The sequence below is a fragment of the Lentzea sp. NPDC004782 genome, assembly GCF_040609115.1.
Taxonomy (GTDB): Bacteria; Actinomycetota; Actinomycetes; order Mycobacteriales; family Pseudonocardiaceae; genus Lentzea.
In genome coordinates, this window is the sequence record NZ_JBEXJN010000005.1 from 238555 (window position 1) to 256354 (window position 17800).

Sequence of the window (17800 nt, forward strand, 5' to 3'; positions counted from 1 at the left end):
TCACCCGATCCGGGCCGATACACATGTGAGCGCAAACAGGTAGGTTCTGCGCCATGGCCGAGCCTTTCTCGTGGGTGCCCGCAGGGATCAACACGGACGTGCCGAGCGCGGCACGCGTCTACGACTTCCTGCTGGGAGGTGGCCACAACTTCGCGTCGGACCGCATGGTCGGCGAGAAGGTGCTGCAGGTCCTGCGCGACGGCCGCGCCATCGCGGCCTCGAACCGCTCGTTCATGCGCCGTGCCGTCCTGCTGATGATGGAGCAGGGCATCGACCAGTTCCTCGACCTCGGCTCGGGCATCCCGACGGTCGGCAACGTCCACGAGATCGTGCAACAGGAAAACCCGGACGCACGCGTCGTCTACGTGGACTACGACGAGGTCGCGGTCTCCCACAGCCAGCTCATCCTGGAGGGCAACGACAAGGCGGGCGTCGTGCAGGCCGACATGTGCCGCCCCGACGAGGTCCTGTCCGACCCGACGGTGAAGAACCTGATCGACTTCTCCCGCCCGGTCGGCCTGCTCATGGTCGCCGTGCTGCACTTCGTCTCCGACGAGAAGGGTCCGGCCGAGGTCGTCGCCCGCTACCGCGACGCCATGCCGTCCGGCAGCCTGATCGCACTCTCCCACCTGACCGCCGACTTCAAGCCGGAGGAGATGGGCGCCGTCGCCGGCGCCATGAAGCACAGCCGCGACCCGATGTACTTCCGTTCTCTGTCCGAGTTCGAGCCCATGTTCGCGGGCATGGAGATCCTCCAGCCGGGCGTCGTGCCGGCGCCGTCGTGGCACCCGGAACTCGGCCCGGCCGGAGAGGGCGGCCCGGAGGACGTCTACGTGGGAGTCGCCCGCAAGCCCTGACGCCGCTAGCGGAAGCGCCAGGCCTGGGCCGCGGCACCGTTGCGGGTCCAGATGGTCAGGCGTGTGCCGGGCGTCGTCGACGCGCCGGGATCGTCCAGGCACAGCCCCGGCTGCGGGTTCTGCACGGAACCATCGAACCGCACGCGCCACTGCTGCGCGCCGCTGCCGTTGCAGTCCCACAGCTGCACGGTGGTGCCGTTGGTGGTGCCGCCGGCGTTGTTGTCCAGGCACAGCGTGGAGGCGGCGGGGAGTTCCACGGAACCGGCGCCGGACGGGTGGCGCTCGTTCGTCAGCGACGGCGTGTTCAGGTGGTAGAAGTCGACGGCCAGGTAGTTCGGGGCGTGGGCGTCGACGTGGTCCTCCAGGAACACCGTGACGATCTCGGTCGGGTGCGACTTCAGGAAGTCGACGATGCGTTGGAGGTCGACGGCGAGAGCGACCGGCTTGCTGACGAACGTGCAGCTGTTGTGGCAGAGGATCGCGCCGTCGGACGTCTGGTGGATGTTCAGCATGAAGCCGCGGACGCCGTCGCCCAGCTGCTGCACGACGCCGCGCGACTGGTTCGGCGCGACGTTGCCGAACGTGAAGCCGCCGTCGACGTCGTTGGCGTAGGCGTTGTGGGCGGTCAGGAACGTGACCTCGTCCAGGCGCGGGTCGCTCTGCGCCGGGACGCGCACGGGGTTGACCGGCGTGAGGAACCACGTGTCGCCGCCGGTGCCGACGCGAACCTGGTCGGTGCCGGACGCGACCAGGTAGCGCGCGGAACCGGGGTCCTTCAACCGGTAGCGGTCCTGGTCGTCGAGGGTGGCGACCCACTGGGCGTCCGCGCCGGCACAGCTGACCATCTGGGCAGCGTCACCGGACCGGCCGAGACACAGGCCGCCCTCGGCGAGCGTGCTGCCGTTCCGTTGGGTGCCGCTTGCGCGTCAACGGGGACGAGCAGCGACAACAGCGCGAGTGCAGGGATGATGCGCATGACGTGAAGGCTCAGGGATCGACTTGAACCCGCCAACGGATCGGGCCGAAACTCGTCCCAAGATGGACAACTGTGGTCCAGGCCACAAAACCCGATGCAGCAACCGACGGCCGCAAGGGGGTTTCCCGAACCGCAAACTCACCGGACAACGAAGGGGGCGGCGTGGGGTTCGACCAGTTCGTCGCTGAGCGGCTGGACCGGCTGCTGAGGTACGCCACCGCGATCACCTGCGACAAACACGTGGCGCAGGACATCGTCCAGAACGTGCTCATCCGCGTGCAGAAGAAGTGGGATCGCATCGGAGCGATGGACGCTCCGTACCTCTACGTGAAGCGCATGGTGACCAACGACTACCTGTCGTGGCGCCACCGCAGGTCCGCGCGAGAGGTCGCGGTAGAACGCAGCGAGCTCGCCAAGCACGTGCCGTCAACGGCCGATCCAGCCGACGCATACGCCGAACGCGAGGCCATGCGCGCACGAATCGCAGTACTGCCACGCAAGCAACGTGCCGCGTTGGTCATGCGCTTCTACGAGGACTGCTCGGACGCGGAGATCGCCCAGGTGCTCGGCTGCACCGAATCCACCGTGCGCAGCCAACTCTCTCGCGCCCTGCAAACGCTGCGCGCCCACGAAGTAGCCCGGTCCACCACCCTGGGGGTGCACTCATGAACGACCTGATCCGCTCGGCCATCGCCGCGGAGGCCGAGGAGGCCGTCGACTCCCGCACGGTCCTGGCCGAACTGCACAAGCGCAAGCGCAAACCACTGGCCTTGATCATCGGCGTCGCGACCCTGACCGTCGCCGCAGCGGCGACAAGCGTCATCGTCCAGACCGCAGTCCACAAAACCGATGCCACCCCAGCCACCGCACCGTCAGCCGCGTCCGCGGTGAACGTGCTGTTGATCGGCACCGACGACGCCAACCGCACCGACGCCCTGGTGTTCGCCCGCTTCAACGCCGACGGCTCAGCCTCCGTGATCTCCCTGCCGCGCGACATCTACGTGGGGGCGGCCCAAGACCGCATCAACAGCCTCTACCAGTCGGGTCCCCGAGCCCTGACCGACGAGGTCCAACGCCTCACCGGCGTCCCGGTGGACCACTACGCGGCCATCAAGATGTCCGAGTTCGGCCGCATCTCCACCGCCGTGGGCGGCGTCGAGATCTGCCTGACCGCCCCGGCCAAGGATCCGCGCAGCGGCGTGGACCTGCCCGCCGGTCGCCAGTCCGTCTCAGGCGATCAAGCCCTGGCCTTCCTGCGGCAACGCTTCGGCCTGGCCCACGGCGACCTCGACCGCATCCACCGCCACCAGGCCTTCCTCACCGGCCTGGCCTCGAAGATCACCAAGGACAACGCGGCCGCACTGGCCCGCGCGGTCAACGGCGTGGTCGAGACCGACCAGGGCTGGGACCTGCTGGACTTCGCGACCCGCTTCCAGGGCCCGGTGAAGATCCGGACCACGACCCTGCCCGTGGGCGAGCAGGTGAACCGGGGCGGCATGGTCGGCTACGCCCCGGACCCGGACCAGACCAAGAAGTTCGTGGAGGGCTACTTCGGCGGCGACCAGAGCCCGGCCCAGGACGGGTGCGTGAACTGAGACGAAGCCGCGGTCGGGATCATGCCCCGACGTTCACGCGAATGGAGCATCAAGTCGCCTCATCGCGAAGCCGATGAACATCAGGTCGCCACGGTCGATTCTGGTTCGGCATGGCCAAGTACTTCCGGTCAAGGGGTCGCGCTCTTCTGGGGTGCGGCCCCTTCGCCATAACCTGCACAGCATGCCCAGGCGCGATCGGGAGCAGACCCGCCGCCGGTTGCTGGACGCCGCGTTCGTCGAGTTCGCGGCCTACGGAATCGCCGGCGCGCGGATGGAGCGCATCGCCCGCATCGCCGGTTGCAGCACCGGGCTCGTCTACACCTACTACGGCGGCAAGCAAGAGCTGTTCGACGCCGTGCAGGCCGAGGTTGTGGACGCGGCCTTCGTGGCGTTCGACGCCGCGGACCTGCCCGGCTACGCGGCCCGGTGCTACGACCGGCAGCACGACCATCCGGAGCTGGCCCGGCTCGCGGCCTGGCGCCGGCTGGAACGGCCGGGTCAGGTGACCAGGTCGGCCGAGATCGAGGCGATCCGGCAGGCACAGGCCCGGGGGCTGGTGTCCACGCGCTTCTCCGCCGAACAGGTGCTGGTGCTGGTGCTGGCGATCGCGTCGATGTGGTCGAACGCTCCGGCCGACGGTTCGGACCACGCGGCGCGGAGGCGGGCCGTCGAGGACGCCGTGTGGCGCCTGGTCGAGCCGTAGCCTGGTCATATGCGTGTTCTCGTGGTTGCCGCGCCCTTGCTCGGTCACGTCTTTCCGTTGATGCCGTTGGCGTTGGCCTTGCGCGACGCGGGGCATGACGTCGTGGTGGCGACCGGCGGTGAGGCGCTGCGGGTCCGCGACTCCGGTCTGCCCGTCGAGGACGTCGTCCCGGCCGGCGTCCGGTTCGGACCGATCGCGCTGCGCATCATGCTCACGCATCCGTTGGTGGCCAAGAGGGAAATGCAGGGCAGCGGCAGGCTGGACTTCGTGTCGCGGTTGTTCTGCGCGGTCGGCGACGCCATGACCGCGCCGCTGCAAACGCTTGCCGCGAGGTGGCGGCCTGACGTCGTCGTGCACGAACCCCTGGCCGCCGCGGGATCGGCGCTCGGCGTGCCGTCGATCGTCCACGACGTGTCGCTGTTCGACGGGCTGAAGCTGACCAGCGCGGTCGGCGCGCGGATGAAGGCCGAGGTGCGTTCTCCCGCAACGGTTCTGCGCACCGCGCCGCGATCGCTCGCGGAGTTCCCCGGTGGTCAGCCGATGCGGTTCGTCGCCTACAGCGGTGACGGTGAGGTCCCTCGGTGGCTCGCCGAACCCGCGGGCAGGCCGCGCATCCTGGTCAGCCGCAGCACCGCACCCGGTCCCGGCGCGGGCCGGATGATGGCGGCCGTCACGAAGGCCGCGGTCCACGTGGACGCCGAGTTCGTGCTGATGCGGCCGGAACGCGCGGAAGGCCTGCCGGACAACGTCAGGACGGTCGGGTGGGTACCGATCCCGCGCGTGCTGCCGTTCTGCGACGGGATCGTGCACCACGGCGGCGCGGGAACGCTGCTGGGTGCTCTCGCGGCCGGTGTGCCGCAGCTGGTCGAGCCGGGACCGGGCGACCGCACGGTGCACGCGCACGCGATCACCGGGCGCGGCGCGGGGCTGAAGGCGAGCCCACGAGAGGTCACGCCGGAGCTGCTCACCCGGCTCATCGAGGACCCGAAGCTGCAGCGCGGTGCCGGTGAGGTGCGCGGCGAGATCGCCGCGATGCCGGCCCCGTCCGAGGTGGCGGCGTTCTGGGAAGAACTCACACCACCGAAATGAGCAGACCCTATTGTGGATCTCGTGCGCATTCTCTTCTCGAGCTTAGGCTCGCACGGACACACGTATCCGTTGCTCCCGCTCGCGATCGCCTGCCGCGAGCAGGGACACGAAGTTCTCTACGCCGTCGACTCGGGATTCCACCCGACCGTGGAAAAACTGGGTTTCACGGTCGTCGACGCAGGGCTGAGCATTTCTGACGCGTTCCGTCAGGCCAACGAGCTGTTCGGCACCCCGGAATTCGACCGGGAGATGCTGCGGCCGACCGCGATGGCGGGCTTCGGTTCCGTGCTGCCGCGGGCCTTCGTGACCGACCTGGAACCGGTGCTGGAGCGGGACAAGCCCGACCTGGTCGTCTTCGAGATCATGAACCCCGGTGCCGGCCTCGCCGCCCTGCGCGCCGGGATTCCGGCGGTCTGTCACGGTTTGGGCAAAGTGGACGGAGACCTCGTCCCGGAAGCGATGAGCGGCCGGGTGCTGGAGTACGCGGCCGAACTCGGCGTCGAACTGCCCGATGGGCACCATTTGGGACTCGGAGCGCCTTATCTCGACGTCTTCCCGCCGTCACTGCAGGATTTGACGTTTCTCGCGGACGTGGAGCGGATTCCGATGCGGCCGGTCCCGTTCGCGGAACCCGGCGAATTGCCCGGTTGGGTGATCGAGCACGAACGGCCGCTGTTGTACCTGACGTTCGGCACCGCGTTCGCCGGTCCGGACCTGCTGCGGACCGCGGTCACCGGACTGTCCGGGTTGGACGCCGAGGTGCTGGTCGCGACCGGACCGCAGGTCGACCCGTCCGCGCTGGACGACGTGCCGGACCACGTGCACGTGCTGCCGTGGGTGCCTCAGGCGGATCTGCTCGCGCACGCGGATCTCGTGCTGCACCACGGCGGCGCCGGCACCACGGTGGCCTCGATGTCCGCCGGCGTGCCGCAGCTCGTGGTGCCCCAGGGCGCCGACCAGTTCCGCAACGCCGAGATCGTCGCGAACGCCGGGCTCGGCGCCCAGCTCGTCGGTGAGCAGTTCACGTCCGACGCCGTGCACGAGACCGTGCGGAAGCTGCTGCAGGACGGCGACCTCCGGCAGGCGGTCGACGCCGTCGCCACCGAGATCGCCGGAATGCCGCACCCGGACGAGATCGTGCCGAAGCTCGTCGAACTCGCCGGCTGAACGCGCGGGAACCGGTGCCTACTCGCTGGGCACCGGTTTCAGGGCGGACAACGCCTCCTGCACCGAGTCGTGCAACGCCAGCACGTCCGCGACTCCGGTGACCTGCAACGGTCTCTTCACCGCGCGATGCGGAGCGACCACGTGGAGGTCCGTGCAGTGGTCGTCGGCGATCTCGTGCGCCGTGATCAACGTCGAGATGCCGGTCGAGCCGAAGAAGCTGACCTCGGTGAGGTCCGCGACGACCGCGGGACCGCCGGAGGACAGGCCGAGCCGCAACGCGTCCAGCACGACGTCGGCGGTGTCGACGTCGATCTCGCCTTCGACCGCGACGACGACCACACCCGCGACGTTCTCCGCACGTACCGTGAGCAGTGGCGATTCCTCGAACTGATCTCCGTTCACCAGCACTCCCCGGTGGCCGAAGCACGTAGATACCCACCCGAGCACGCTGCTGGACCCGGCTTCAGACACCGACGTTACGGCTGTTGCCCCCACATCACAACCTGCCCAGCCTCCGGACGGCGGCCACCAGCTCGGTGTTGCGAACGCCTTTGGCCACGTAGTCGGTGACGCCCGCACGACGCATCTCGTCCACGGTGCCCGCGTCGGTGTAGGCGGAGAACGCGAGGATGCGCGCCTCCGGCGCGTGTTGCAGGATCTCCGCCGCCGCGTGCGCGCCACCACCCCCGGGCATCCGCACGTCGAGCACGATCACGGCCGGGGTGTGGCGTTCGGCGAGCTCGACGGCCTCACGGGCGTCCGAGGCGACCGCGACGACCTCCATGTCCGGCTCGTCGTCGAGCACGTCGCGCAGGACGTCCCTGATCAGGGGATCGTCGTCGGCGATCAGCACGCGCAGGATCACGGCCGCACGTCCGGCAGCCAGAACTCGACCACCGTGCCACCTCCCGCTACCGCCGTCACAGTGCACCAACCGCCCGCGGCCTCCGCGCGCTCCCTCATCTCTATCAGACCGAAGTGACTGGAGCTCTGGTCGAGGTCGGGCAGGCCGACGCCGTCGTCGGTCACCCGCACCAGGAACCCACGATCCACTGTGGACAGTTCGACGACGATGGACGAGGCACGCGCGTGCTTTCGGACGTTGGTCAGCGCCTCCTGGCAGATGCGGAAGATCGTGATGGCCGCGTCGTCGCCGGGCACGCGTTCGAGCGTGCTGCGGATGTCGCCCACCATGGCGGTGTCGGCGAGGTACCCGGCCAGCGCGTCGCGCAGCCCCTGCCGCTCGATGCCGGGCGGGCGGACGCGGAACACCAGGTTGCGCAGCCTGCTGATGGCGGACCGGACCGCGCTGTCGAGCTGTGCCAAGGTGCCGCGTTGCTCCTCCGGCAGCTTGCGGGCGAGCAACTGCAGCCGCATGTCGACGGCGACCATGGCCTGGATCGTGTCGTCGTGGATGTCCCACGCGATGCGCTGCCGTTCCTGCTCCTGTGCCTCGACGAGGTGGGCGAGCAGCCGGCGCCGGTCGGTGAGCTGCTGCTCGGCGCGCCGCCGTTCGGTCATGTCTCGGGTGACCTTGCCGAACCCGCGCAGCTCGCCGGTGTCGTCGTAGAGCGCGGTGATGATCACGCTCGACCAGAACCGGGTGCCGTCCTTGCGCACCCGCCAGCCCTCGTCCTCCAGTGTGCCTTCGGCCTTCGCGACCCGGAGCTCCCAGTCGGGCTTGCCGGACTGGACGTCCTCCGGCGGGTAGAACGTCGAGAAGTGCCGTCCGATGATCTCCTCGGCGGCATAGCCGTTGATGCGCTCGGCACCGGCGTTCCAGCTCACGACGTGCCCGCCGGGGTCGAGCATGAAGATCCCGTAGTCACGAACGCCCTGCACGAGCAGCCGGAAGAGCTCGGACTCGTCGCGCTGCACGGCGTCATCATGGCCGCTACGCCGTCAGCTCACACCAGACGACCTTCTGACCTGCACGTTCTGTGACACCCCAGCTCTCGCCGAGCGTTGCGACGAGCTGAAGCCCCCAGCCGTTCGACCGCAGCCGGGGACGGGTGGTGTCGTCGTCGACGACCTCGACCAGCACCCGGTCCCTGCCGCCCACGATGCGCACGACCGGGCAGCCTTCGCCGTGGCAGACGGCGTTGGTGGTGAGCTCGTTGACGACCAGCACGACGTCGTCGTGGTTGCCGCGGAACCCGCAGGTGAGGACGGTCCGGCGGGCGAACGAACGAGCGAGTGCCACACCACCGCGCCGATCGTCCTCCGGGAGGGAGAACACGGCTTCGGTGAGCGAACTCGTGGTCACCAAAGCACAGTGCACCAACGAGGACCGGCTCTGCAGACGCAGTCGAACCAGCTCGTCTGGTGCAGCTGCATCAGTCGAGCAGGCCCTCGCGGCGGGCGATCGACACCGCCTCCAGCTTCGACCGGGCGCCGAGCTTGTCGAGGACGCGCTGCACGTGGTTGCGCGCGGTGTTGCGGGCCACGCCGAGCCGCGTCGAGATCTGGTCGGTGCCGGCGCCGTCCGCGAGCAGCAGCAACGTCTCGTGCTCGCGTGCGGTGAGTGTCGCCCCGGCGGCCTTGACCCGGCCGGTCAGCCGGTCCAGCACGCCCGCGAGCAGCTTCGGGTCGAACACCACCTCGCCGCCGGCGACCCTGCGGACCGCGTCGACCAGCTCGTCCAGCCGTGCCGACTTGAGCATCAACCCGGCTCCGCCCGCCTCGGCGACGCGGGCGGCGACCGACGCGGTGGCCTCCCCGGTCAGCACCAGCACCTTGGCGCCGCCCTTCACGAGCTCGGGGATGAGCGCGGTGCCGTCGCCGTCGGGGAGCCTGCGGTCGAGGAGGACGACGTCGGGTTCGCCGCGACGGGTCTCCGCGAGCGTCGCCGCGACGGTGGTCGTGCGGGCGATCACCTCGATCCCGGCCCGTTCGAGCGCGAGCCCGATCGCCTCGGCGACCATGTCGTGGTCCTCCACGAGAACCACTCGGGTCATACCGCTCAGCCTACGGCGTACCGGAAGTTCCGCGCGGTGCCGACCACGAACGGCCGCACCTCGGCGAACACCTCCGCGTGCAGCGCCTCGACCCCCAGCCGCGGCGAGATCAGCTTGAGCACGTGGGTGGCCTCACCGCCGAGCGCCCCGCCCAGCACCATGATGCCGAGGAAGATCGGCACCTCCGCGCCCGCCACCTTCTCGCGGACCCGGTGCAACGCGTCCAGCGGCAGGTCGTTGAGCAGGACGTTGTCGCCCTGGTAGGCGTGCGGCGGCAGCGGGGCGCCGACGGCTTCCGCGTACGGCTTCGTGCCGAAGTCCTCGATCAGCGCCGGGGCCACGCGGAGGTGGTCGATCTCGAACGGTTTCGTGCTCGCGAAGGTGAGGCGGACGACGTCGCGGCCCCGCAGCGGTGCGGGGAAGACCGGGAGGTCCGGGAACGAGATGGTGGTCAGCGACGGCGTGACGTGACCGGGCACGTCCCACTTGTGGAAGGCCTCGAAGACCGCCTCCGCGTGGCTCGCGTCGAAGTACATCTCGCCCGCGTGGACCTGGTCGATGTCGAGGAGCTCGAACTCCAGCGCGGTGACGACGTCGCCGACCTTCTCCGTGGCGAGGACGCGGTCGCTCGCGAAGCCGAACTCGCGGGCGAGCACGCTGTAGCCGCCGCCGAGGGTGTAGCCGACGACGCCGACGTCGCTCGCGTCGCCGCTGAGCGGGGCGAGACCGTGGGGTGCGGCCTGCTCGATCACCTGCTGCCAGACCGCGCCTGCCTCGACCCTCGCGATCTTCCTCTTGGGGTCGACCTCGACGGAGTTCATGCGCTTGGTGGAGATGAGGACGCCGGTGGTCGTCGTGGTGAGGCCGTGGCCGGTGGTCTGCACGGCGTACTCCAGGCCGTGGGACTCGGCGTACCGGACCGCTTCCTCGACGTCCCTGGCGTTCTCGACCGCGAAGATCACCTGCGGTTCGTGCTTCAGGCCGGTCTGGAAGCCGCTGCGTTCGTCGTCGTAGCCGGTGTCGCCGGGGTAGTAGATCTGCATGTCTCCAGCATGGTCTGCCTGCTGTTATATGTCCAAGATCTAGTTGTGCTCGTGTCTATAATCGTTGGTTATGGAGCTTCGGCAGCTGGAGTACTTCGTCGCGGTCGTGGAGGAGGCCTCGTTCACGCGGGCCGCGGAACGGGTGCACGTCGCGCAGCCGGGGGTGAGCGCGCAGATCCGGCGGCTCGAACGGGAGCTCGGGCACGACCTGCTGGACCGGTCGGGGCGCACCGTGACGCTGACCGACGTCGGGGCGGCGGTGCTGCCGTTGGCGCGGGCGGCGTTGCGGTCGGTGGAGTCCGCGCGGCGGACCGTCGAGGAGATGGCCGGGCTGGTGCGCGGCGTCGTCCGGGTCGGGATGGTCGTGTCGTGCGGGATCATGGACCTGCCCGAGCTGCTGTCGTCGTTCCACGAGCTGCACCCCGGCGTGGAGATCACGTTGGCGGAGGCCAACTCCGACGCGCTGATCGCGTCCCTTTCGGACGGTCAGCTGGACTTCGCGCTCGTCGGGTACGCGGGGCGGGCGCCGGACGGGCTGTCGGTGCGCGTGCTGGCCGACGAACCGCTCGTGGCGGCGGTGTCGGCGGCGGATCCCTGGTACGGCAGGGAGTCCGTGCCGCTGGACGAGCTGCTGGAGCGCGGGTTGATCTGCCTGCCACCGGGAACCGGGTTGCGCGGGGCGCTGGACGCGGCCTGCGGCGGTCGGCAGCCGCGGATCGCGCTGGAGGCCTCCGCGCCACCGATGGTGATCACGCTGGCGCAGCGCGGGCTCGGTCCGGCGATCCTGGCGGAGTCGATGGCGGCGGACCTGCACGCCGTGCGGATCACCGATCCGACGCCGTGGAGCCGGCTCTCGTTCGCGTGGCGCACCGAGGGACCGCACAGCCCGGCTGCCCGTGCGCTGATCCGGCTCGTGGAAAACCGCGTGACAACGGATCTTTAGCCCTGTCATGATCGGCGCATGTTCCTGACGGCTGAGCACAACACGTTCGCAGGTGTTCCTGCGGGCGCGCTCGCCGTTGCCTCGGCACAGCCGGCCGGCGCCCGAAGCTGACCCTTCTCCAGTCCGCTCCTTCAGGACCACTGGAGGAGGGTCGTAGCGGTCCACGGTTCTGATATCCACCGGCTACGAGGACAAAGGGAAATGAAGCAGGAGTTCGTGCGGGCCAAGCCGCACCTCAACATCGGCACCATGGGGCACGTCGACCACGGCAAGACCACGCTGACGGCCGCCATCACCAAGGTTCTGTCCGAAATGGACCCGTCGGGCACCACCTTCACCGCGTTCGACCGCATCGACCGCGCGCCGGAGGAGCTCGCCCGCGGCATCACGATCAACATCGCGCACGTCGAGTACGAGACGCCCACGCGTCACTACGCGCACGTCGACATGCCCGGCCACGCCGACTACGTGAAGAACATGATCACGGGTGCGGCGCAGCTGGACGGCGCGATCCTCGTGGTGTCCGCGGAGGACGGCACGATGCCGCAGACGCGTGAGCACGTGGTGCTGGCGCGGCGGGTGGGCGTGCCGTACGTGGTGGTGGCGCTCAACAAGGCCGATGCGGTGCAGGACCCGGAGCTGCTCGACCTGGTGGAGCTGGAGATCCGCGACCTGCTGTCCAGGTACGGCTTCGACGGCGACGCCACGCCGGTGGTCCGCGTGTCCGGTCTGCGCGCGCTCCAGGGCGACCCGGAGTGGACGCAGTCGGTCGTGCGGCTGCTGGAGTCCGTGGACGAGCACGTGCCGGTGCCGCAACGCGACCTGGCCGGGCCGTTCCTGATGCCGATCGAGAACGTCATGACCATCACCGGTCGCGGCACCGTCGTGACCGGGGCGGTGGAGCGCGGTGTGCTCGGCGTCGGCGACGCGGTCGAGGTGGTCGGTCTCGGTGCGGCCGTGTCGAGTGTCGCCACGGGGATCGAGACGTTCGGCAAGCCGATGCGGCAGGCCCAGGCGGGAGACAACGCCGCGGTGCTGCTGCGCGGGGTGAAGCGCGGCGAGGTCCGGCGCGGCCAGGTGCTGGCCCTTCCGGGCAGCGTGGCGCCGCACACCAGGTTCCGCGCGTCGGTGTACCTGCTGTCGGCCGCGGAGGGCGGCCGCCACACCGGGATCGCGTCGAACTACCGGCCGCAGTTCCACTTCCGCACCGGCGACGTCGTCGGCGTGGTGGAACTTCTGGACGGTGCGCTGGCCCTGCCGGGTGACACCGTCGAGGTCGCGGTGGAGCTGGGCAAGCCGGTGGCGATGGACACCGGGCTGGGGTTCGCGATTCGCGAGGGCGGCAGGACCGTGGGCGCCGGCACGGTCGGCGAGATCCTCGCCTAGGGCGGCGGTGACGGCCCGAGAAGGTGGTCGCGCTGCCTGAACGGCGTCTGCAAGTACCACCGGCGTGGCTGCCGGTGGTACTTGCAGACGCCCCAGAACTCAGCCGGACTCGTCGCTCACCGAGTGCGCGGCGCCGACGGGCTTGGACTCGGGTGACCCGCGTTGCCGCAGGTAGACGCTGAGAATCGCCATCGAAGCGATCGCCAGGAACTCCGACTGCCAGTTCTGCAGCGACCGGTTTCAGAAGTCCGAGCTGAAGAAGTACCCGAAGAGTCCCGTTTTCTGGGCGAGCGGGTCGGAGTTGTTGGCGTACCAGCCCGCGACCCACTGGGTCGACCACGAGAAGAGGAACAGCACGAGCATCGCGAGGCCGAGCGACTTCGAGAACACCGCGGTGCGCCAGCCTCCCGTGCGCGCCCACTTCGGTGACGACTCGTCCGCGTACCGGCCGATCTGCTGTTCCTCGTCGCTCTCGTAGCCGGACTTGCCCGCCGGTTTGGACTCCGGCGAGCCTTTCTGAATCAGCCAGACGGTGGCGGTGACGTACAGGAAGAACTGCAGGTACTCGGACTGCCAGTTCTCCGCGACGTCGACGAGGAAGTCCGCGGAGAACAGGTACTGCCCGAGGGACAGCAGCGGCTGTCCCAGCGCAGCCTGACGCTCGTTGTAGTCGGCGTGGCCGGCGAAGAACTGGCCGACCAGCGCCGCGAGGAACAGTCCTCCGAACCCGAGCGTCAGGCTGTTCTCGCGCAGGAACCTCCTCATAGGACCCGGATGCCCTGCGCGAAGGACGCTAAACCTCCAGCAGCGGAACCACTTCCTTGGCCCAGAACTCGAAGAACTCCCGCTGGTTCGGTCCGATCTGCTGCACGTACAGCTCGTCGAACCCGGCGTCGGCGAACTCCTTCACCTTGGCCGCGTAGCGCTCGGGATCAGGGCCGCACGGGATCGCCGACCCGATCATCTCCGGTGTCACGAGCTCCGAGGCCTGCTCGAAGTGCTTCGGCGTGGGCAGCACCTGGGCCAGTTCGCCGGGCAGCGCGTCGTTGGGCCACAACCGGTGCGCCGTCTTCACGGCGTCCTCTTCGGACTCCGCGTAGCAGACCTTGAGCCCGCTCTGCGCCGGACCGCGACCGCCCTCGGCGCGGTACTGCCGCACCAGGTCGCCGGACGGGCCGACGCACATGTAGCCGTCACCGCAGCGGGCCGCGACCTTGACCGCCTTGGGACCGAACGCGGAGACGTAGATCGGCACCGGACGTTCCGGGACGGTGTAGATGCGGGCGTTCTCGACGGTGTAGTGCTTGCCGTGGTGGGTGACCTCGTCGCCCTGGTGCAGCGTGCGGATGAGGCCGATCGCCTCCTCCAGCATCTCCAGCCGCACGTCGGCGGACGGCCAGTGATCGCCCAGCACGTGTTCGTTCAGCGCCTCGCCGCTACCCACGCCCAGCACGAACCGGCCCTCGCACTGGACCGCCGCCGTGGCCGCGGCCTGGGCGATGACCGCCGGGTGGATGCGGACGATCGGGCACGTCACGGCCGTCGTGACGGGCAGCGGCACGGTCTCCGACAGCGCGCCGATCGTGCCCCACACGAACGGCGACTGGCCCTGCTGGTCGTTCCACGGGTGGTAGTGGTCGGAGATCCACAGCGCTTGGAAGCCGTGTTCGTCGGCCAGGCGCGCGTGCCGGACCAGGTCGCGCGGGCCGTGTTCTTCTGAGGACAGGAAGTAGCCGAGTTTCACGGGAGGAACTCCTGGATCTTGGTCTGCAGGCCGCGGCGCAGCACGTCCCACGCGTCGGGGTCACCGCGCAGCACCGCTTCGGTCATGTCCTTGATCTGGTCGAACGTCGCGTGCGGCGGGATCGGCGGCACGTTCGGGTCGCAGCGCACGTCGAGCACGACGGTGCCGTCCGACGCCAGCGCGGTGTCCCAGGCGGGGCCGAGCTGGTCCGGGGAGTCGACCTCGATGCCCTGCAGGCCGATCGAGCGCGCGTAGGCCGCGTACGACACGTCCGGAAGCGTTTGCGACTCCTCGAACTTGGGCGCACCGCCCATCGCGCGCAGCTCCCACGTGACCTGGTTGAGGTCGTTGTTGTGGAACACGCACACCACACATCGGACGCCATAACGCTTGAGCGTCAACAACTCCGCCATGCCGTTCATCTGCATCGCGCCGTCACCGACCAGCGCGATCAACGGCCGTTGCGGTTGGGCGAAAGCGGCGCCCAGCGCGTACGGGACCGCACAGCCCATCGTCGCGAGCGTTCCGGACAGCGACGAGCGCACGTTGCCGTGGATCTTCAGCAGCCGGGCGTACCAGTTCGTGGCGGAACCGGAGTCCGCGGTGACGATCGCGTTGGCGGGCAGGCGTTCCGACAGCTCCGAGACGATCCGCATCGGGTTGACCGGGTCGGCGGGCACCTCCGCCTGCCGCTGCACGACCTCCCACCAGCGTTCGACGTTCTGCTCGATCGTGTGCCGCCACGAGCGGTCGGTCTTGCGTTCCAGCAACGGGATCAGCGACCGCAGCGTCTCCCGCGCGTCGCCGACGAGGTTGACCTCGGTCGGGTACCGCATGCCGATCGCGCGGCCGTCGACGTCGATCTGCACGCCGCGCGCCTTGCCGTACTGCGGCAGGAACTGCGAGTACGGGAAGTTGGAGCCGACGATCAGCAACCGGTCGCAGTCGCGCATCAGCTCGTACGACGGCCGGGTGCCCAGCAGTCCGATCGACCCCGTCACGAACGGCAGGTCGTCGGGCAGCACGTCCTTGCCCAGCAACGCCTTCGCGACACCGGCACCCAGGAGGTCAGCGACCTCGCGCACCTCCGCCGCCGCGCCGCGCGCGCCCTGGCCGATGAGGATCGCGACCTTCTCACCGCTGTTGAGCACCTCGGCCGCGCGCCGCACCTCGTCGTTGGCCGGCACGACACAGGACGACGGCCGGGACGGCGGGCTCGACGGGATGTACTTGAACTCGTGCTTGGGCGGCTCGTAGTCCTGCTCCTGCACGTCGTTCGGGATGATCACGACGGCCGGTGCGCGGTCGGCCTGGGCCGTGCGCATCGCCCGGTCCAGCGCGTTCGGCAGCTGCTCCGGCACGGTGACGTCGATCAGGTACGAGGCCACGTCGCGGAACAGCGAGTGCAGGTCGACTTCCTGCTGGTAGCTGCCGCCCTGCGCGCTGCGCGCGGTCTGGCCGACGATCGCGACGACCGGGACGTGGTCGAGTTTCGCGTCGTACAGTCCGTTGAGCAGGTGGATGGCGCCGGGGCCGGAGGTCGCGAGGCACACGCCGACGTCGTCGCTGAACTTCGCGTAGCCGACCGCGGCGAACGCGGCCATCTCCTCGTGCCGGGTCTGGATGAACGCCGGGTCGTTGTCCGCCTTGCCGAACGCGGCCACGATCCCGTTGATGCCATCGCCGGGATACGCGAACACCTGCTGCACACCCCAGTCGCGCAGGCGTTGGACGATGAAGTCGCCGACGGTCATGAGGAGGTCCCTTCCAGCACGTAAACTGCGTAGGCGGAGCGGATGATCGGCTGCGCGACGTTGCGGACCCGCACCCCGCCCGGTGTCATGCCCTGCTCGGTACCGAAGTGCGCGTGGCCGTGCACGGCGAGATGCGTGCCGGTGGCGTCGATCGCCTCGCCGAGCAGGTACGAGCCGAGGAACGGGTAGATCTCCGGCGGCTCGCCGCGCAACGTGTCCGGCACCGGCGCGTAGTGGGTGAGCGCGACCTTGATGTCGGTGTCCAGTTCGGACAGTGCGCCCTTCAGTGTTTCCGCGATGTCGCAGGTGTGCTGGATGAACGCCTTCATCTCGCGCTCGCCGAACGCGCTCCCGCACTTGCCGGCGAACCCGCCGCCGAACCCCTTGACCCCGGCGATCCCGATCGAGCACCCGTTCGCCCGGTGGGTGAACGTCGTGCCCTCCAGCACGTTGATGCCCTTGTCCTCCAAGGTCTTCGCGACCTCGAGCGGCTTGTCGTCGTGGTGGTCGTGGTTGCCCAGCACGGCGACCACGGGCACCGGCAGGTCCGCGAACTCGTCGGCGACGACGGCGGCCTCCTCGACCGTGCCGTGCCGGGTCAGATCACCGGCCAGCAGCAGGATGTCCGCGTGCTCACCGACCTTCTCCAGCGCCGGACGGAGGTGGCCGCGCATGTCCTCGCCGAGGTGGACGTCCCCGACGGCGGCGACGCGGATCATCGCAGGTCCTCCTCACCGTGCGGCTCGCCCGCCGGCGTCACGCGGACGTCGTTGAGGATCTTCAGCTCGGGCGCCGCCTCGTGCAGTACCTCTTCCACCAGCGCACGCCGTTCCTCGCACGCCACGTCACCGGAGAGCATCACGTGACCGCCGCGCACGGTGATCCGCACGCCGAGCTCGGCCGTTCTGGGGTCCTCCGCCACCGCCCTACGCAGGTTTGCCGCGAGGTACTGCTCGGATTCCATTGCCCCTCCCGATGATCTCCAGACGTTCGATGAGCACCAGGAACGCTTCGGCGTACGGCGAGTGCTTGGTCTCCTCGCGCACCTGTTCCCAGTCGATCTGCTCTCTGAGCGCCCGCGCGAACGGCAGCAGCTCGCTGAAGTCGCAGCGGTGCCCGTCCAGCACCAGCAGCTTGCTGATCAGCACGAACGTCGCCGGCATCACCGGCAGCATCACCGACCCGACCGGCATCTCCTCCGCCATGGCCAGCGTCTCGTCGGTGACCGGGCGTTCGTTGGGGCGGAACAGCAGATCCACCAGCGAGTCGCCGTCGTAGACCTTCAGCAGCCAGTCCTCCGGCGGCTCCGCGGCACGCATCCCGCGCCGCACCAGCACCCGCACGGCCTCCGGCGCGTCCTGCTCGCGGACCAGGAGGTCGACGTCGTGTTCACTCGCCGGTCCGCCGCGCGCATAGCCCGCACACCCGCCCGTCAACGCGAAGGGGATCTCCGCGCTGCGCAGGGCGTTGGCGACTTTGGTCAGCGTCCGCAGCAGCTCGTCCTGCACGTCGCTCATGCCGTGCCGGTTACCCACCCGAGCGCAACGAGAACCACCGGCAGTGCGTCAATGAGTCAACAGACCCCG

The 17800-nt window shown here is 69.4% G+C and carries 20 protein-coding genes and 1 pseudogene; 8 read left to right on the forward strand and 13 right to left on the reverse strand.

Features of this window, described 5'->3' with window-relative positions:
- Nucleotides 1-53: 53 nt before the first annotated feature.
- Complete coding sequence (locus ABZV40_RS07220) at nucleotides 54-857, forward strand: SAM-dependent methyltransferase (protein ID WP_355437071.1); 804 nt, start codon at nucleotides 54-56, stop codon at nucleotides 855-857.
- Nucleotides 858-862: 5 nt separating this feature from the next.
- On the opposite strand, the gene ABZV40_RS07225 is transcribed toward ABZV40_RS07220, so the two are convergent.
- Complete coding sequence (locus tag ABZV40_RS07225) at nucleotides 863-1702, reverse strand: RICIN domain-containing protein (RefSeq protein ID WP_355437074.1); 840 nt, start codon at nucleotides 1700-1702, stop codon at nucleotides 863-865.
- Nucleotides 1703-1995: 293 nt separating this feature from the next.
- On the opposite strand from ABZV40_RS07225, the gene ABZV40_RS07230 reads away from it, so the two are divergent.
- The 5 genes from ABZV40_RS07230 to ABZV40_RS07250 all read left to right on the forward strand — a co-directional run bounded on the left by ABZV40_RS07230 (nucleotide 1996) and on the right by ABZV40_RS07250 (nucleotide 6387).
- Nucleotides 1996-2502 carry a SigE family RNA polymerase sigma factor gene (locus tag ABZV40_RS07230; protein ID WP_355437076.1) on the forward strand — a complete coding sequence of 169 codons (507 nt, stop codon included), beginning with the start codon at nucleotides 1996-1998 and terminating at the stop codon, nucleotides 2500-2502.
- Complete coding sequence (locus tag ABZV40_RS07235) at nucleotides 2499-3428, forward strand: LCP family protein (protein ID WP_355437078.1); 930 nt, start codon at nucleotides 2499-2501, stop codon at nucleotides 3426-3428. The genes ABZV40_RS07230 and ABZV40_RS07235 overlap by 4 nt, the downstream gene beginning before the upstream one ends.
- Nucleotides 3429-3609: 181 nt before the next feature.
- Nucleotides 3610-4131 carry a TetR family transcriptional regulator gene (locus ABZV40_RS07240; protein ID WP_355437080.1) on the forward strand — a complete coding sequence of 174 codons (522 nt, stop codon included), beginning with the start codon at nucleotides 3610-3612 and terminating at the stop codon, nucleotides 4129-4131.
- Between the two features lie 9 nt (nucleotides 4132-4140).
- The gene (locus tag ABZV40_RS07245) at nucleotides 4141-5220 is read left to right on the forward strand and encodes a nucleotide disphospho-sugar-binding domain-containing protein (protein ID WP_355437081.1); all 1080 of its coding nucleotides are present in this window, start codon (nucleotides 4141-4143) and stop codon (nucleotides 5218-5220) included.
- A 21-nt stretch (nucleotides 5221-5241) separates the two neighbouring features.
- The gene (locus tag ABZV40_RS07250) at nucleotides 5242-6387 is read left to right on the forward strand and encodes a glycosyltransferase (RefSeq protein WP_355437082.1); all 1146 of its coding nucleotides are present in this window, start codon (nucleotides 5242-5244) and stop codon (nucleotides 6385-6387) included.
- A gap of 18 nt (nucleotides 6388-6405) precedes the next feature.
- On the opposite strand, the gene ABZV40_RS07255 is transcribed toward ABZV40_RS07250, so the two are convergent.
- From ABZV40_RS07255 to ABZV40_RS07280, 6 genes are all read right to left on the reverse strand, one after another.
- The gene (locus ABZV40_RS07255; protein ID WP_355437084.1) at nucleotides 6406-6789 is read right to left on the reverse strand and encodes an STAS domain-containing protein; all 384 of its coding nucleotides are present in this window, start codon (nucleotides 6787-6789) and stop codon (nucleotides 6406-6408) included.
- Nucleotides 6790-6883: 94 nt separating this feature from the next.
- Nucleotides 6884-7252, reverse strand: a complete 369-nt coding sequence (locus ABZV40_RS07260; protein WP_355437086.1) for a response regulator transcription factor — start codon at nucleotides 7250-7252, stop codon at nucleotides 6884-6886.
- Entirely contained in the window at nucleotides 7249-8265 is a 1017-nt protein-coding gene (locus ABZV40_RS07265) for a PAS domain-containing sensor histidine kinase (protein WP_355437088.1), read from the reverse strand. Before ABZV40_RS07265 ends, ABZV40_RS07260 begins: the two co-directional genes overlap by 4 nt.
- A gap of 16 nt (nucleotides 8266-8281) precedes the next feature.
- Nucleotides 8282-8653 (reverse strand): ATP-binding protein, encoded by a 372-nt coding sequence (locus ABZV40_RS07270; RefSeq protein WP_355437090.1) that lies wholly within the window; start codon nucleotides 8651-8653, stop codon nucleotides 8282-8284.
- Between the two features lie 70 nt (nucleotides 8654-8723).
- A complete protein-coding gene (locus ABZV40_RS07275) occupies nucleotides 8724-9344 on the reverse strand; it encodes a response regulator transcription factor (protein WP_355437092.1) in 621 nt (206 codons plus the stop codon).
- Nucleotides 9345-9349: 5 nt separating this feature from the next.
- Nucleotides 9350-10387, reverse strand: coding sequence for an FAD-dependent oxidoreductase (locus ABZV40_RS07280; RefSeq protein WP_355437094.1), 1038 nt, complete (start codon nucleotides 10385-10387; stop codon nucleotides 9350-9352).
- Nucleotides 10388-10457: 70 nt separating this feature from the next.
- On the opposite strand from ABZV40_RS07280, the gene ABZV40_RS07285 reads away from it, so the two are divergent.
- Nucleotides 10458-11330, forward strand: a complete 873-nt coding sequence (locus tag ABZV40_RS07285; RefSeq protein ID WP_355437095.1) for a LysR substrate-binding domain-containing protein — start codon at nucleotides 10458-10460, stop codon at nucleotides 11328-11330.
- A gap of 201 nt (nucleotides 11331-11531) precedes the next feature.
- Nucleotides 11532-12716 carry an elongation factor Tu gene (gene tuf / locus ABZV40_RS07290; protein WP_355437097.1) on the forward strand — a complete coding sequence of 395 codons (1185 nt, stop codon included), beginning with the start codon at nucleotides 11532-11534 and terminating at the stop codon, nucleotides 12714-12716.
- Between the two features lie 99 nt (nucleotides 12717-12815).
- On the opposite strand, the pseudogene ABZV40_RS07295 reads toward tuf, so the two are convergent.
- The 6 genes and pseudogenes from ABZV40_RS07295 to ABZV40_RS07320 all read right to left on the reverse strand — a co-directional run bounded on the left by ABZV40_RS07295 (nucleotide 12816) and on the right by ABZV40_RS07320 (nucleotide 17731).
- Nucleotides 12816-13481: pseudogene (locus ABZV40_RS07295) on the reverse strand (DUF6766 family protein).
- A gap of 28 nt (nucleotides 13482-13509) precedes the next feature.
- A complete protein-coding gene (locus ABZV40_RS07300) occupies nucleotides 13510-14460 on the reverse strand; it encodes a TIGR03557 family F420-dependent LLM class oxidoreductase (RefSeq protein WP_355437099.1) in 951 nt (316 codons plus the stop codon).
- The gene (locus tag ABZV40_RS07305) at nucleotides 14457-16214 is read right to left on the reverse strand and encodes a thiamine pyrophosphate-requiring protein (protein WP_355437101.1); all 1758 of its coding nucleotides are present in this window, start codon (nucleotides 16212-16214) and stop codon (nucleotides 14457-14459) included. The genes ABZV40_RS07300 and ABZV40_RS07305 overlap by 4 nt, the downstream gene beginning before the upstream one ends.
- A complete protein-coding gene (locus tag ABZV40_RS07310) occupies nucleotides 16211-16933 on the reverse strand; it encodes a metallophosphoesterase (RefSeq protein ID WP_355437102.1) in 723 nt (240 codons plus the stop codon). Before ABZV40_RS07310 ends, ABZV40_RS07305 begins: the two co-directional genes overlap by 4 nt.
- Nucleotides 16930-17178: a BON domain-containing protein gene (locus ABZV40_RS07315; RefSeq protein ID WP_355437104.1), complete on the reverse strand. Its 249-nt coding sequence runs from the start codon at nucleotides 17176-17178 to the stop codon at nucleotides 16930-16932. Before ABZV40_RS07315 ends, ABZV40_RS07310 begins: the two co-directional genes overlap by 4 nt.
- The gene (locus ABZV40_RS07320) at nucleotides 17141-17731 is read right to left on the reverse strand and encodes a hypothetical protein (protein WP_355437106.1); all 591 of its coding nucleotides are present in this window, start codon (nucleotides 17729-17731) and stop codon (nucleotides 17141-17143) included. Before ABZV40_RS07320 ends, ABZV40_RS07315 begins: the two co-directional genes overlap by 38 nt.
- Nucleotides 17732-17800: the final 69 nt, after the last annotated feature.